This is a genomic window from Bacteriovorax sp. Seq25_V, from assembly GCF_000447795.1.
Classification (GTDB): Bacteria; Bdellovibrionota; Bacteriovoracia; order Bacteriovoracales; family Bacteriovoracaceae; genus Halobacteriovorax_A.
This window is the reverse complement of sequence record NZ_AUNI01000009.1, coordinates 104,717-120,076: the sequence shown is the minus strand read 5'-3', so window position 1 is coordinate 120,076 and position 15,360 is coordinate 104,717. Positions and strand designations below refer to the sequence as shown.

At 35.6% G+C, this 15,360-nt stretch carries 13 protein-coding genes and 1 tRNA gene; 5 read left to right on the top strand and 9 right to left on the bottom strand.

What is annotated here, in order from left to right; translation table 11 throughout:
- Positions 1-124: 124 nt before the first annotated feature.
- The 3 genes from typA to M900_RS01850 all read left to right on the top strand — a co-directional run bounded on the left by typA (position 125) and on the right by M900_RS01850 (position 3,217).
- Positions 125-1,954 carry a translational GTPase TypA gene (gene typA / locus M900_RS01860; protein ID WP_021273323.1) on the top strand — a complete coding sequence of 610 codons (1,830 nt, stop codon included), beginning with the start codon at positions 125-127 and terminating at the stop codon, positions 1,952-1,954.
- Positions 1,955-2,112: 158 nt separating this feature from the next.
- A complete protein-coding gene (locus M900_RS01855) occupies positions 2,113-2,790 on the top strand; it encodes a response regulator transcription factor (RefSeq protein WP_021273502.1) in 678 nt (225 codons plus the stop codon).
- Between the two features lies 1 nt (position 2,791).
- Positions 2,792-3,217 (top strand): CBS domain-containing protein, encoded by a 426-nt coding sequence (locus M900_RS01850; protein ID WP_021273357.1) that lies wholly within the window; start codon positions 2,792-2,794, stop codon positions 3,215-3,217.
- Here the strand turns inward: M900_RS01850 and M900_RS01845 are convergent.
- The gene (locus M900_RS01845; protein WP_021273169.1) at positions 3,203-4,267 is read right to left on the bottom strand and encodes a glycosyltransferase; all 1,065 of its coding nucleotides are present in this window, start codon (positions 4,265-4,267) and stop codon (positions 3,203-3,205) included. The genes M900_RS01850 and M900_RS01845 overlap by 15 nt on opposite strands.
- 63 nt (positions 4,268-4,330) lie before the next feature.
- Here M900_RS01845 and M900_RS01840 point away from each other — a divergent pair, with 63 nt between their 5' ends.
- Entirely contained in the window at positions 4,331-5,293 is a 963-nt protein-coding gene (locus tag M900_RS01840; protein WP_021273131.1) for a hypothetical protein, read from the top strand.
- Here M900_RS01840 and M900_RS01835 read toward each other — a convergent pair.
- The 3 genes from M900_RS01835 to M900_RS01825 all read right to left on the bottom strand — a co-directional run bounded on the left by M900_RS01835 (position 5,267) and on the right by M900_RS01825 (position 8,917).
- Complete coding sequence (locus M900_RS01835; RefSeq protein WP_021273064.1) at positions 5,267-5,938, bottom strand: outer membrane beta-barrel protein; 672 nt, start codon at positions 5,936-5,938, stop codon at positions 5,267-5,269. The two genes, M900_RS01840 and M900_RS01835, sit on opposite strands and share 27 nt — an antisense overlap.
- Before the next feature lie 169 nt (positions 5,939-6,107).
- Complete coding sequence (locus M900_RS01830; RefSeq protein ID WP_021273175.1) at positions 6,108-7,955, bottom strand: DEAD/DEAH box helicase; 1,848 nt, start codon at positions 7,953-7,955, stop codon at positions 6,108-6,110.
- A 218-nt stretch (positions 7,956-8,173) separates the two neighbouring features.
- The gene (locus M900_RS01825) at positions 8,174-8,917 is read right to left on the bottom strand and encodes a hypothetical protein (protein ID WP_021273479.1); all 744 of its coding nucleotides are present in this window, start codon (positions 8,915-8,917) and stop codon (positions 8,174-8,176) included.
- 138 nt (positions 8,918-9,055) lie between these two features.
- Here M900_RS01825 and M900_RS01820 point away from each other — a divergent pair, with 138 nt between their 5' ends.
- Positions 9,056-9,835: an ABC transporter substrate-binding protein gene (locus tag M900_RS01820; protein WP_021273414.1), complete on the top strand. Its 780-nt coding sequence runs from the start codon at positions 9,056-9,058 to the stop codon at positions 9,833-9,835.
- A gap of 40 nt (positions 9,836-9,875) precedes the next feature.
- On the opposite strand, the gene M900_RS01815 is transcribed toward M900_RS01820, so the two are convergent.
- The 5 genes from M900_RS01815 to M900_RS01795 all read right to left on the bottom strand — a co-directional run bounded on the left by M900_RS01815 (position 9,876) and on the right by M900_RS01795 (position 15,353).
- A tRNA-Leu gene (locus tag M900_RS01815) sits at positions 9,876-9,959 on the bottom strand.
- A 62-nt stretch (positions 9,960-10,021) separates the two neighbouring features.
- Positions 10,022-12,529: a hypothetical protein gene (locus tag M900_RS01810; RefSeq protein ID WP_021273365.1), complete on the bottom strand. Its 2,508-nt coding sequence runs from the start codon at positions 12,527-12,529 to the stop codon at positions 10,022-10,024.
- Complete coding sequence (locus M900_RS01805; RefSeq protein WP_021273227.1) at positions 12,530-13,429, bottom strand: hypothetical protein; 900 nt, start codon at positions 13,427-13,429, stop codon at positions 12,530-12,532.
- 109 nt (positions 13,430-13,538) lie between these two features.
- Positions 13,539-14,399, bottom strand: a complete 861-nt coding sequence (locus M900_RS01800; protein ID WP_021273281.1) for an ABC transporter permease — start codon at positions 14,397-14,399, stop codon at positions 13,539-13,541.
- Positions 14,400-14,411: 12 nt separating this feature from the next.
- A complete protein-coding gene (locus tag M900_RS01795; protein ID WP_021273188.1) occupies positions 14,412-15,353 on the bottom strand; it encodes an ABC transporter permease in 942 nt (313 codons plus the stop codon).
- Positions 15,354-15,360: the final 7 nt, after the last annotated feature.

Sequence of the window (15,360 nt, the reverse complement as noted above, 5' to 3'; positions counted from 1 at the left end):
TCAGTTTATGACGCAATTAATAGCATATTTAATGTTATTTTTCTAAAAAGATTAAATATTAATAGTTACATATTGCGCCATTAAAACTATACTCTCACAAAATTTACATTACAGAGGAAGAACTATGACTGCTTCATTTAGCAAATTAAAAAACATTGCCGTCGTGGCACACGTTGACCACGGAAAAACTACAATGGTTGATGAGTTACTAAAACAATCAAACACTTTTGATGCAAGAGCAGAAATCGAAGAAAGAGTTATGGACTCTGGTGAAATTGAAAAAGAAAGAGGGATTACGATTACAGCTAAAAACTGTTCATTTGTATGGAATGATACAAAGATCAACCTTCTCGATACTCCAGGCCACGCGGACTTTGGTGGAGAAGTTGAAAGATCTCTTATGATGGTTGATGGTATCCTACTTTTAGTTGATGCTTCAGAAGGTCCACTTCCACAAACAAGATTCGTACTTAGAAAAGCTTTAGATAGAGGTCTTAAAGTTGGGGTTATTATCAATAAAGTTGATAGACCTGACCAAAGAATCGATGAGGTTAAGGGTGAAGTAGAAGATCTACTTCTTGAACTTGCAACTGAACTTGATCTTGAAGACTTTGATATTGATATTCCATTTATTTTTGCTTCAGCAAAAAATGGTTGGGCATCACTAAACCAAGGAGAAGTAAGAGAAGACATGATTCCAGTTCTTGACTTCATGGTAAGTGACTACTTCCCAGAACCTGTAAGAAATATCGATACTCACCTACAACTTTTAGTATCTAACCTTTCTTACTCTAAATTCCTTGGGCAACTTTTTGTTGGACGTATTCACCAAGGTAAAATCGTAAAGAACCAAAACTTTGCGTGCGTAATGAAAAATGGAAAAACAAAGAACTTCAAAGTATCAAATATTCAAATTTACGCTGGTCTTGCAACAACAGAAGTTACTGAAGCAGTTGCTGGAGAGATCGTAATTTGTTCAGGTATTGAAGAAGTTTCTATTGGTGATACTATCTGTAACACAGATAATATTGACCCAATGACAAGAATTGAAGTTGAGCCACCGACAGTTTCTGTTAACGTTTCAGTTTCAACTTCTCCACTTTCTGGACAAGAAGGTGAATATCTTACTTCAAGAAAGCTTGAAGAATTCTTACTAGATGCTTGTCGTCTTAACGTAGCTCTTCAGTATGAGCAAACTGATGATGCGAAAATCTACAAGTTAAAAGGTCGTGGAGAGCTTCAACTTGCAATCGTTTTCGAAGAACTAAGAAGAAAAGGTTTCGAGCTAATGGTTTCAAGACCAGAAGTTCTTTTCAAAGAAGAAAATGGTGAAAGACTTGAACCTTACGAAAAAGCTGTTCTTGATGTTCCAGATGATTACACTGGTGCAGTTACAGAAAAACTTTCTCAAAGAAAAGGTCTTATGACTTCAATGCTTCCAGTTGGTGAAGGCAGAACAAGAATTGAATTCGAAATTCCATCACGTGGACTTATTGGATACAGATCAACATTCCTAACTGACACTCGCGGAGAAGGGATTCTTTCATCTGAATTCCTTGGATACCGCCCTTACGCGGGAGACCTACTAGCAAGACAAAATGGAGCAATTATTTCTGATAGAGCTGGAAAAGTAACAGGTTATGCTGTTTTCAACCTGCTTAACAACGGTGAATTCTTCATTGAACCGGGTGACACTGTTTATGAAGGTATGGTTGTTGGTGAAGCTAAGAAAGAAAACGACACAATTGCAAACGTATGTCGTGCGAAACAACTTACAAGTGTTCGTACTGCTGGTAAAGACGAAAACATCATCCTACCTCCAGTAAGACCAAGAACTCTTGAGTGGGCACTAGATTGGATTGATAACGATGAGTGGGTTGAAGTAACGCCACAAAATATCCGCATTCGTAAGAAAATCCTTGAGTCCAACAAGCGTTCTGTAAAACGTAAATAGTCTTAAAATTCTCAATATAATTAGGGCCTTAGGGCCCTTTTCTCTACTACATTATAATTATTTACTTTCCCAAATCCTTTTCTTTGACTTAAAATACTAGATAATACTAATATAACTACTTACAAGGCATTTCTTAAGATTTTAAAATAGGATTTTGTATGCACATTACTATCGTTGACGATGTTAAAGACAACCTAAACAACTATAGAGACCTACTTGGATCTGAGTTTGAAATGGAACTCATTCAAAACCCTCTTGAACTATTAGGCTATCTCAACACAAGTAAGACTGATCTTGTTGTTCTTGATCTTCATATGCCAAATATCAATGGATTTGAATTATATGAAAAGATGAGACAAACTCATCCTCAACTTCCTGCGATTTTTTTAACTGGTGATCCATCGGAAGATGCACTAATTAAAGGCCTTGATCTAGGGGCTCAAGATTTTATTGTTAAGCCCGTCTCAATCAATGAGCTTATTGCACGTATCAAAAATAAAGTTGAAGCAAAAAAAGCAAAACACAGAAGAAAAAAGGACGTTGGGCTTTTAAAACTTGATGGATATGAATTTGCACTAAACCCTGACCTGCAATCTGCTGTAGTAGCAAATACTAATGTCACTCTTACTCCAATTGAATATAAAATCATTCACCTTCTCGTGACAAATCCAAACAAGATTTTTCCACGCGAACACCTCGCTGAGATTATTTGGGCGAGTACAAATACATCATCTCAAAATATTGATACTCACCTTTCTAACTTAAGAAAGAAACTGAAACCATTTTCGAAGTATATTAAAACTATTAAGTCTCGGGGTGTATTACTAAGAGTGTGAAATGGCTAAATTACCAATTGATTTAATAACTGAAGCATCAAATGCTGATAAATTTCTCAAGATGTGTGCTAAAGATATTATGCAAAAATATCCTGTCACCATATCTGGTACAACTTCCATCAAGAGCGCTATTACGACCCTCTCAGTCCAAAGACTTAGTTCAATCTGTGTTGTTAATAACGCGAACACTATTTTAGGTATTGTCTCAGAGTATGATCTTTTAATACAATCTGCATCCAAAGACATTAATAAAGAAGTTAGCTACACAAAGAATGTTATTACTGTTAACGAATCTGACAACTTAAAAGAAGTCTTACTAAAAATTCTTAAAAACAAACTAAAGATTATTCCTGTCATAACATCAAGAGGTGTTCTAGTTGGAATGATTTCTCGAATTGACCTTCTAAAGGAACTAACTGAGATATAACTTCTGAATCTCACGAACTAGAAAGTCCCTTGCTCCATTAGTCTGTACAACAACTTCAGAACTTGACACAAAACCTTCTAGTAAATCAACAAAATTAACTTCTCTAAAATCATCTTCTTTAATTACAATTGATCCGAGCTTTTTATTGGCGGCCATAGCATTATGATACTGCTCATTTTTCTGTGCAATTTTCAGAGGAACAAAAATAGACTTTTTTCCAAGGGCCATTAATTCTGCGACCGTACCGGCACCTGAACGCGAGATAACAACCTTAGCGACCTTAAAGATATCTGGCATTTCTTCACCAATAAAAGCACACGGAATGTAATTATCATCTCTAAGATTTACATACTCAGGCATAAAAGCTTGTCCGACTTGATGAATGATGAAGTATTTCTGTTTTAAAACCTCAAGAGATTTGTAAACCTGGTCATTAAGAAGCTTTGAACCATTTCCACCTCCAGTAATAAAGAGAATATCTTTTTTAATTTCAGAAAGCTTGATCCCTTCATACATATCGATAGTTAGATCAACCGTCTCATATTCCTCTTTCACTGGATAACCACTTAAAACAGTTTTTTTACTCGGAAAGAATTGGAGTGAATCTTCAAAGCTAACAAAAACCTTATCTGCAAAATAAGAACAAATTTTATTGGCCAATCCAACTCTCGTCGTTTGTTCATGAATCACAGCCTTCTTAAAAAGGAACTTAGCTGCAATTACTACTGGAACTGATACAAATCCCCCCATTGATACCACAACGAGGTTACGCGCCCTAAGACTCAAAATAATTTTAATACTCTGAAGTAGTCCGACAAAGACCTTGAATATATCCTTCACATTTTGAAAATCGATATATCGTCTTAACTTTCCAGTCTGAATGGCGTAGTACTTATCGACATGCCCTTGAGTTAGCTTGGATTCGATACCATGCTCTGAACCAATATAGTGAACTTCGAAACCTTCATTTCTAAGTTTGGCTATTAATGTTAGGCCAGGAACGACGTGCCCACCACTTCCACCGCCAGTAAAAACAATTACTTTTCTCATATAAATATTATACTTTCAAAAAAGTAGCGTGCCAACAGGCGATTGTAACGGTAAATAAACCTTATGATAACAATAGACCATTACCAGACGTTAGATATTCAAAAGCTTCATCACATTAACAAGACGGTCACTGTCTCTGGAATCTCTTCTGGTGCCTATATGGCGGGACAATTTCACCTCAGTCATTCAAATCTTGTTTCAGGTGCTGCGCTATTCGCAGGTGGTCCATACTATTGTTCTCAAAATAATGTCATGAAGGCGATGAAGCTTTGCATGGAAGAACAGAATCTCACAATAGATACAGACGATCTTCTTGGAGAAATTAAAGATCTCGAAGATAGAGGCCTTATTGATCCGATCTCAAACCTAAACAATGACAAAGTTCTTATTATCAATGGAAAAAGAGATCATACAGTAAGAGAACGCGTCTCTCATAGTGCCGCCAATCTTTATAAAATGCTTGGGGTAAAGAAAGTCGAATTTAATAATAAGCTCGATATCGCTCACACATTTCCAACTCTTTCAAAAGGAAATGAATGTCAGAGTGATTCCTCTTCTCCATTTATTAGCGCGTGTAATATTGATGGTGCAAAGATGGCCTTAAAAAAATTTTATAATTTGAAAAGTGGTCGAAGTGAAGCCCAAATGGATCGCTTTTTTCAAATGGATCAATGGGCTTTAACACCAAGCTCTTTTTACTTTATGGCAAGACATGCGACAGCTTATGTACCAAAAGCTTGTGAAACCAAAAGCTGTAACCTCCATGTAAGTTTTCATGGGTGTAAACAGACAAGACTTGATATTGGTGATCAATTTTTCAAAGAAGTCGGTTTAGCAGAGTGGGCAGAAAAAAATAATATTGTCGTACTTTTCCCACAGACTCTCCCAAACTTCATTGGTCTTTCAAACCCTAATGGCTGCTGGGATTGGTGGGGATATTCAGGACCTAACTTTCATAATAAATTAGGCCCACAAATCAAGAGTGTTTATAATCTTGTATTAGAATTGATATCCAACACCAAGTGAGATTGAAGTACTATTTGTGTCACTCAATTCATTATCAAAAGAAGCTGTTCCGTTAAATTCAGTTCCAGATATTGAAACATCGCTTGTATTATCAAATTTGATTTTTGATTGTGAAACCTTGACGATACCTTTAATTCCACTATCTAGAAGTATTTCAACACCTGCATTTAAAGAAAGCTTTGTATAATCAGTCTCAAGTTCAGCAGTTAGAATCTCTTCATCTTGATCCTTTACTTCAATATTCCATTGTCCTATTGCAACTCCTGCACCGAGAAAAGGCTTAACGATTGTGCCATTAATTTCTGTTACGTATATCAAATTTTGCGAAAGCCCAGTCTCTGTCATGCGATTTACATCGAGTTTTGAACCATCAATATTTTTATCAAGACTATTTAAACCAAGATTCAGTGAAGTTTTAGTAACTAGTGTATCTGATAGGATAAACTCCTTACCAAAAGATGCTTCGATGGCATTTCCATCAATATTCTCACCATCAATTTTCATTGAATTTGTATTTAAAGAAATATTGAGATCCAAGGTTTTTTCTGAATTAGCTAAGCCTACAGTATTTGTCTCTGTAGTATTCGTTTGTGCAAATGTTGCTAAATTTAATAACACTAAAGCTGGGATCAAAACCTTTTTCATACTCTCTCCTAAATTTAATTATTTCTACTAGGATAAAGCAAAATTGGCTTTTTAATAGATGAATACAGAATCTTTACATTGGTGTAAACGAATTGGACACTTCTTGTAGTTTAGATGACTTATGATTACGGGATAATAAAAGGGAGACCGAAGCCTCCCCTTTATATCATTATCTGTTGAAATTCTTTTCTCCACCCTCGCGGTTTCCACCACCAGAACGGTTACCACCGAAACCACGTGAACCGCCACTTCTAGGAGCACCACCTTCACGGTTTCCGTATGAACGTCCGCCACCACGGCTATCACGTCCACCGCCTTCACGGTTTCCGTATGAACGTCCGCCACCACGGCTATCGCGTCCACCGTATGAACGACCACCACGGTCTCCACCGCCACGGTTTTCTTTCGTTGGTTCAAAACGTACACGTTTATTGTTAACTTCAAGATTTACGTCATTTACCAGTTGCTCAGTGTGAGTAGCTGGAATATCCATGAATGAGAACTTCTCTCTAAGTTGTACATTTCTAATTTTTCTTTGATCAATTCTTAGACCGTCAGAAACACCCATTAAAAGATCTTTTAATGTTAATCCATCGTCACGACCAGCATTTACGAAGAATCTTACGTTTCCATTTCTATCTGGAACACCTGCTTGATTTGGTCCAGCTGAAGCTCTTCTTTCTGTGTTCGCATCAATTACTGGCTCACGATCAAGTCTTTCCATTGCATCTTGGAATGTATGCTTAAAAAGAACTTTAAGAACTTGTTCTTTATCAAGATCTTCGAACTCATCTTTAAATAGATCAAATGAAGCATCTACAGAATCGTCAGTTTGGATAGCTGTAAAAATGTCTTCAAATTGATTAATCGTTCTTCTAACCATTGCATCTTTTAAAAGCTCAAGAGTTGGAATTTTCTCTCTTAAAATTTTAGCTTTAGTAAGCCTTTCAAGAGCACCAAGCTTTCTCATTTCACTTGGAGTAATTACTGAAAGCGCCATCCCTTTTTGACCTGCACGACCTGTTCTACCAATTCTATGAACATAACTTTCAAGGTCTTGTGGAAGACCAAAATTAAACACGTGAGTAAGGTGATCTACGTCAATCCCACGAGCTGCAACGTCTGTACAAACTAAAAGCTTAACTCTCTTCTCTTTGAACTTCTTCATTGTGAAGTCACGTTGCTTTTGGTCCATATCACCATGAAGTGAATCTGTAGGGAAACCTCTAAAATTTAATTCATCACAAACACTTTTTGCTTCAAGCTTAGTTTTTGTGAAGATAATTCCGTAGTAATCTTCAACAGAGTCAAGAAGACGACAAACAGCTTCTCTCATATGCATTTCTTTTACTACATAACATTTCTGAGTAATATTTTCGTTACTTAGAGTACTCTTTTTAATCTTGATTACTTTTGGATCATTAAGATAGTTCTTAATAAGATCTAAAATTGCTGGTGGCATCGTTGCAGAGAACATCCAGATATTTCTTTCTGTACCTAATTCAGAAAGAATTGTCTTAACGTCATCCAAGAATCCCATGTCTAACATTTCATCTGCTTCATCAAGACAAGCAAATGTTGCATCTTCTAGCTTAAGAACTTTTCTGTTAATAAGATCTAGAACACGACCTGGTGTACCAACAATAATTTGTGGGTGAAACTTTCTAATATTTCTAACTTGGTTATCGATAGAAACACCACCATAAACAGACTCAACACGAATTCTCTCGTGAACAGAAAATTTTCTAATCTCTTCACAGATTTGATTCGCTAACTCTCTCGTTGGCGCAAGGATAATCGCTTGTACTGCTTTAGTATCCTTCTTAAGTTTATTTAAAAGTGGAAGTGCAAACGCGGCAGTTTTACCTGTACCTGTTTGTGCTTGACCTACGAAATCTGAATCATTAAGGCAAAGAAATGGTATCGCCTCTTGTTGGATCTCTGTTGGTTCTGTAAATCCTCTTTCTTCAATTGCACGTAATAACGTGTCTCTCAATGGAAATTCACTGAAATTCAAAATTTGCTCCTTTAACGCATCGGTTTTATTGAGCAATAAATTGTGTCCTTAAAATAGAAAGATTGATATTTGCGAAATAAAGTGTCTAAACAACTTATTTAGACTAACGGAAATAACGACCACAATGTATTGAACAATATATAATTAACTTCTTAATACTCCGATTACATCAGCATTTCAAGTGCTGATGTAATTCTTACCTCTTATTTATACTTTACCTAAAGCCCGTTACAGAACTCAGCTCTAGTCTTTTTAAGTCTTCTTTCTTCTGCCATTCTACCTGTGTAAGGAACAAACTTACCATAGTAAGGGTGCTCAAAAGAACGGTCACCTTTTTCAAAGGTATAAACATCTGTTGATCTATAATTACTATCTACAACCAATAACTTATAACCATTAGCTGTTTTTGCCATATCAATTACTAACCAGGCATGGGCATCAATTCCATCAATTTGAAGTTTTTGATATACAACTTCACCTTGAGAAACACGGGCATAGAGCTTATTCATTCTTTTTTCCATGTTCTCAGGAGAAACTTCACTCTTTCCCCAAAGCCCTACAATCCACTGCTGATTTACGGCCCCATCAATAAGTTGCCAACTTTCAAGAACTTTCTGAATTTCTTCTTCATAATATCTTGAAAACTGTTCAAGACTAGAAAAACCAGGAATCTCCACAACTTCCTTACCTTTACGAATTTTTTTAATTAAGGCTGTTGGATCCTCTAAAGCAGGCTTACTTGGATTAAATACCGCTAGGTAATTTGCATTTCTCGTAAATCTCGAATGCCACCAGCATACACCTGCATTAAATAGTCCGCCGCGATTTGTGAACGACAATCTATTTTTTGCTTTACTTAGCTTTAGTTGCATATTTGCTTGAGAACAGAAATTTCGCTCACTTATAGATGCAAATGAGCTAACACTAGCTAATAAACTAATTACGAATAAAACTCTTTTCATAAAATCCCCCTGGCCCCGTCATAACGCAGAACAGCGTAAAGCGCCATTATTTTTTACTACTTTTATAAAAGATTCAGGGTTTTATTATAAAACATAAGATTTATTTACTTAAGAGCCGTAATGTTTTAATATTTTAAGATGTTACTTATTTTACGAACTCTCATTTCTATTTCTTTTGCTCTAAGTGTTAGCGCAAACTCATTTCCTAATGGCGAGTTAATTTCTATTTGCGCAGAGGATGCAGGATGGCCGCCTTTCAGTATTCCAGAAATCAGCGAAAATGGAGAAACAGGCAATGTATCTGGTTTCAATAAAGAACTCATATCCAAAATTTTTAACAAGCATCATATAAATTTTAAATTTATTATAAAACCATGGAGCCGCTGTCTTTATGAGGCAATTCATGGAGACATTAATATCGTAGTAGATGCAGCTACAAATCCCCAAAGAGAGAAAGACTATATACTCACAAATACAATCTACACTCTCACCCCGATATATTTTTTCAATAAAAAAAACAAAGATAGCTTTAGTGCAAATATTAAAGCATCTACACTTTATACAAAAGGCGACATCTGTGGCCAATCTGGATATACATACACAAACTTTGGTCTCGATAATAATAAAATAAAAATGGTTTCAAAAGATTTGGCAAGTGTACTGGATCTTGTCTCTAAAGGACGTTGTACAATAGGACTAACTCGTCGTGAAGTTCTTGATATTGAATTAAAGAATTTTAAGGATGCAGATGAGATTCAATCTCAAACCATTGCTGACGTGGAAGTAGAAAACTTCTACTGGTTAGTTAACAAGAATTATAAATACACCAAGGAATTAGTCCACATCATCAATTCTGAGCTATTAGAAATGAGAAAAAATGGATCATATTCAAAACTAATAAGTGAACTTAAAAATTAGGCAAAAAAAAAGCTCTTCCGTTAAGAAGAGCTTTTTTTCATGGTGCCCAGAAGAGGACTTGAACCTCCACGCCAAAGGCACTAGATCCTAAGTCTAGCGTGTCTACCAATTTCACCATCTGGGCATAGATTCGGTATGCATAAGCGTGAGATATTTTTATAGAATTTTTATAAGTTTGGCAATAGTTTATGCAACATTTTTTTCATATTTTGCGAGTTTTCTCTCAAGTTCATCAATCTTATTGTTCAAAATACCATTTTCTTGTTTATAGCGATGTGCTTCCTCGCGCTTTTTAGCTAATTCTTCTTCCGCTTTTGCCTTGAGGACATTAATTTTTTCCATATTCCCCTCAAGCTGCTTCAAGCGCTTATCATTAACCCCACCAGCGCTAGATCCACCAGTTCGGCCGGCTGCTTTTTTAAGTTTCTTTTCAAGCTCTGTCATTTGCGACGTCATAAACTTCATTTTCTGTTCATACTTTTTACTTTCAATCTGAGACTCTTTTAAATGTGTTTCTAGCTCTCTAATTTTCTCTTTAGAACTATCTAACTCTATCGCAATATCACTTTCTTTCGAACTCGACGCTTCACCTTCCAGAGCAGCTATCTTTTCTAATAACTGTACCACGCGTCGCTTTTCGTCCTCTAGAAGTTTTGTCATTCCCGATCCATTCATTTCTACTTGAACACGATTTTTCATTTCATCGTCATACTTCTTAGATAGTGACTTAATTCGTGATTCAGCAACATTTAACTGATTTTCAAATTGCTTATTCTTTAGCTCTAGCTCTTTAATACGACTCTTGGCTTCAAACTCGATACTTGTCACCGCACTGGCCGCCTCGGCAGAGTCAGCAAGCTTTTCTTCGAGTAAAGAAATACGGTGATCACGATTTTTGAGTGTGTGAGCGTGAGCTCTTTCCATCTGCTCAACTAGAACTTCTTTATTTTTAACTTCTCTCATCAAAGCTTCAACTTGAAGAGCTGCCGCCTTTAACCTCTGTTCCGCAGACACATCTTCACCTGAACTTAGTGAGTCTTTTAGGCTTTTCTCAGCTTTTTTATTGGCAACAAAATCAGACTTCATTGAATCAATAATTCGCTTCATTCTTATTATCTGATCATTCTTTTTATTGATTTGCCCTTTATAACGATCATTTTCTAGTTTTAAAAATATCTCATCAGCACTACGATCTGTTGATATTTCTGATTCAATACTCTTAGTCGATGCTCCGTTAATAACAGAATTGTTAAGACTAGTGGTAATGTTGTCTTCGTTTTCAGAAAGCATTAAGCCTTCTCTAATAGTTGACTTCACTCTATCTTTGATTATTTCAGAATCAAAGACACCTGATTCAGCGATATTCTTTAACTCTTCCTTAACCTTGGTTGCTATCTCAAGTCGTTTTACTCTCCATTTTTCTTTAGATAAATTCTCACGAGAGCCTTTAACTAAAAAGTTCTCTGGAGTTAGATCTTCTCTGGACCCCTTCACAATCTGATTTGATTCATCCTCATCAATTCTCCCAGAAACTAAAGTCGTTTCTTCAGTCAAATCTTCAGTGACGCCTGAAATTCGTTTTATAGCATCTTCTTCAGAATCAAAAAAACTAGAGAACTCATAGAATTCCATCTCTTCTAAAGCTCCAGCAATTTTTTCAGGAAAATCATCATTCTTGAATAGATCTTCTGTGTGACCTAAAATTGAAGCAGATATTGCTTCATATACTTTACCATCTGAAATAACGGCTCTAATAAAATCTAAATCATCCTGTCCTAGAGCCTCTATAATATCTTGGTCTGGAAACATTGAAAGTTTCTGTTCAAAACTATAGTCGTCTTGGAATTCTGTCTTTTTTATAAAGTCTATAACCTTTTTAACTTTTGATAAGGTTGAAGTTTTTTTCACACTACCAGGGGCTTCAATTATTTTATAATCAGTTATTTGAGCTAACTTGTTATAAACATCGCTTTCGTAATGACCTGAACTAACTATTGGCGTTTCAGAAACCAAGACAGATTTTCCAGAACACTCTTTATCGAAATACAACCCAACAACAGTCGTTTTCGCCTCTTCGAGATAGTACCCATCAAAAAAGCAACCATTCACAGTTCTTCCGATCTGCTCAACTTTTTTCGAACTAAACTTTTCCTGTCCAAAGTGAATTTGGATAGCATAAAAACTATCAGAAATAACCACTTCAAATTCAATTGGCAGCGATTTAAAATCATTAAATATAGAATTAACAACTTTTAAGAAATTTTCTGAAATTACATCAAATAAGAAATTATTTTCACTCGCAAGTGATGACACCAAGTCATAATAATAGCCACGTGAAAACTTATTTGTAATTTTATAACTCTTCATCTCTATAACAGAATCTATTCCTTCTAATTGTAGAGATGTCTTTTCACCTAAGTAACGACGAATTGCTTTTTGAACAACTGGAGAGCTAAGATGCTCCTTACTTATCACAAGAAATGGGCCATTATATTCCTCGTTGGAAATCACAATAACCTGAACACCATCCTCTGCTGGGTATGATACATTTTCAGTAAAAATAATATCAAAGTCATCACGAGCGAGTTCATCCGCATACACTTCTATATGAAGTTCACTAAGAACATCATCGAGGACTTCTGATACACTATCAGATACGTCTATGAGAATGTGTTTTAATTCCTCATCACTCAATTAGCTTACCTCTTCAAAATTAATAACTTTGCTATATTTTGAAATTTTCTCTTTCCTCGAAATTGATTTTCTAAATTTCTTAAAATCAATTTGTTTTATATCTATATTTAAATAAGAAACTTCTTCTTCAATTAAGCCTTTCAGTACAATAAGATCACTTGTAACAGTATGATCAATACTTCTCCCACTCGATGAGCAAAGCTGAATGAGTGAATCTTTATATAATTCATCTGTTGAAATTAATAAGCTAGCTCTCTCTCCATAATTTGATAATCTAAACATTAGAGACTCTTTTGAAAACTGCTCAATCTCACCAACTCTTAACCTTTCCAGTTCTTTGAGATGGAATACACCAATCCTTGCTTCTGCCAAAAAATAACTATCAGTTAACTCAGTATTGAAAGTTTCTCTTAAAAAATTAAAATCAAGATAACCTTCTTCAATGGCCAAACATATAAGAGTAGAAGCTATGAAAACTTCTCTTATGAATAGCTCTGAATTTCTCTCTAAGAAGATTGTCTCGACCTCTTTATTTGCTGCATACATCTTCTCCATGAATGGAATAACAAGATCAATACCAGCAAGGGAATATGAATCATCAATATAATTTTTCAATAGGGCCTGAAGATTTTCTCGCACCTCGACTCGATTCACTTCATGTTCAGCAGATTTAAGATTTTCTAGAATGATTTTCATTTCGCTTTGAAATTCTAGATTCCCAAATGGAACAATTTCTAAAACTTCATTTTTCTCGAGTAATTTTTTAACAAAATTTTCATCAATAAAAGTTCCGGCCGAAGAAATTAAAACTTTCTTTCCAGATTTTTTATTCCAAAATAAATCCCCACTTAGAAATTTATTCTGTTCCAAATTTTGTAAACTTAATTCGAAATTTTTCACAAATATCAGCCCTACAGAAAGCTTGTTAATCTCGCTTTCTGTAGTTCTAATCGGTTATTTTCATTGAAAATTAAATAAAGAATGGTTTTAAAGAAACCGAGGAAAACGCTTAAGCTTTCCCCTTCAGTTTTGGATCAAGAGCATCTCTTAAAGAGTCACCAAACAAGTTCAAAGATAGTACTAGAACAAACATTGCAATTGTTGCTGCAGTTAATTGCCAGTATACCCCACGAGCCAACTCAAGTTTTGAGTCATCAATCATTGTTCCCCAAGAAGGAGTTCCCTGTACTCCCATCCCTAAATAAGAAAGAATAACTTCTGACTTAATCGCAGTTTGAAAACGAAGAGAGAACTGGATGATAACAATATGAAATACGTTTGGTAGGATATGCTTTAGCATCTTTCTCACGTGACCAGCACCAAGAGCAGAAGCAGCCTGAACATATTCTCTTTCTTTGTGTCTCATAACTTCCCCTCTAATTAGTCTAAATAGAGGCGGCCAACTTGTTACACCAAGAGCAATAAAAAGAGTTTGAGTTCCTTTTCCAAGTACCATCATTACTGCAAACAAAAGCATAATGTAAGGAATCGAAGAAAATGAAGTTGTAAACCACATTAGAATTTCGTCTGTTTTCCCACCAAAGTAACCAGCCGCAAGACCTAAGATTACTCCAATAACAGTTGAGATTATCGCAGTCATTAAACCAATAGCAATTGCCATCTCAACACCTTTTAAAGTTTTAAGGGCAACACTCCTTCCGAAGATATCAGTTCCAAATAGTGCATCAGAACCAGGCGCTAGATATGAATCACCAACTGCTTGTGACCATTCTGAACCAATTAATCCAGTGAATGTAAGTATCGCGAGTAAGAAATAAATAGAGATTACTGACATCGAAATTACAGCGACCTTATCTCTCCTTAAACCTTCCCATGCGTGATACCAAAGTGATTTTGATTTTTTTTCCATTATATTACTTTCCTATTTAAGTCTTACTCTTGGATCTACAACTGTGTAGAGCACATCTGTTAAAAGCTGAAACAAGATAAATGCTAATGCAGATAAAATTGTCATGGCCTTAATTACTGGGAAGTCGTTATCGAAAACGGCTTTTACAGTCATCCCACCTAAACCAGGAATTGAGAAGAAACTTTCAATAAGTAGCGCCCCAAGGATTAAGAAAGGAATTTGGATTACAACATAAGTAAGAATTGGAATCATCGAGTTCTTTAACACGTGCTTAAGTAGAACAACTGTTTCACTTAAACCTTTCGCTCTCGCTGTTCTTACATAATCTTGGTAAATATCATCAAGAATAACTGTTCTAAAGTATCTAACATCTGGTCCAATACTAAGAACAACCATGATAATAATTGGGAGTGTTACATAAGGTAGAAACTCAGGGAATGATCTTTCAAAACCTGAAATTTCAAACCAACCAAGTTTGTAAGCGAAGAACCACTGAAAGAATAAAATATAAGCGAGAGATGGAATACTCATCATCCCAACAAATTTTACAACTAAAAAACGATCGATGAACTTCCCTCGGTAAAATGCAACGACAATGGAAATTAAAATAGCCATCACCGTTGAAATTGCAAATGAAGGAAGTGTAACAGTTAAAGAAGGGCCTGCTCCCTCTCTGATCATATCAGATATTTTCTGCTTCGTTGTCCATGATCTACCAAAGTCAAAAGTAAATGCAGTCTTCACAATATCAAAATATTGTTCAGCAAGTGGTTTATCAAGTCCTAACTCTCTTCTTACTTCAGCAACTTGTTTTGCTGTAGCGTGCTTTCCTAGTAGCTGTGCTGCTGGATCGTAACCTGTAAGATTAAAGATTGCGAAAATAATAAGACAGACCCCCAAGATGATGGGGATCGTATATAAAAGTCTTCTAATAATGTATGACCAAAGGTTCACTCGAACT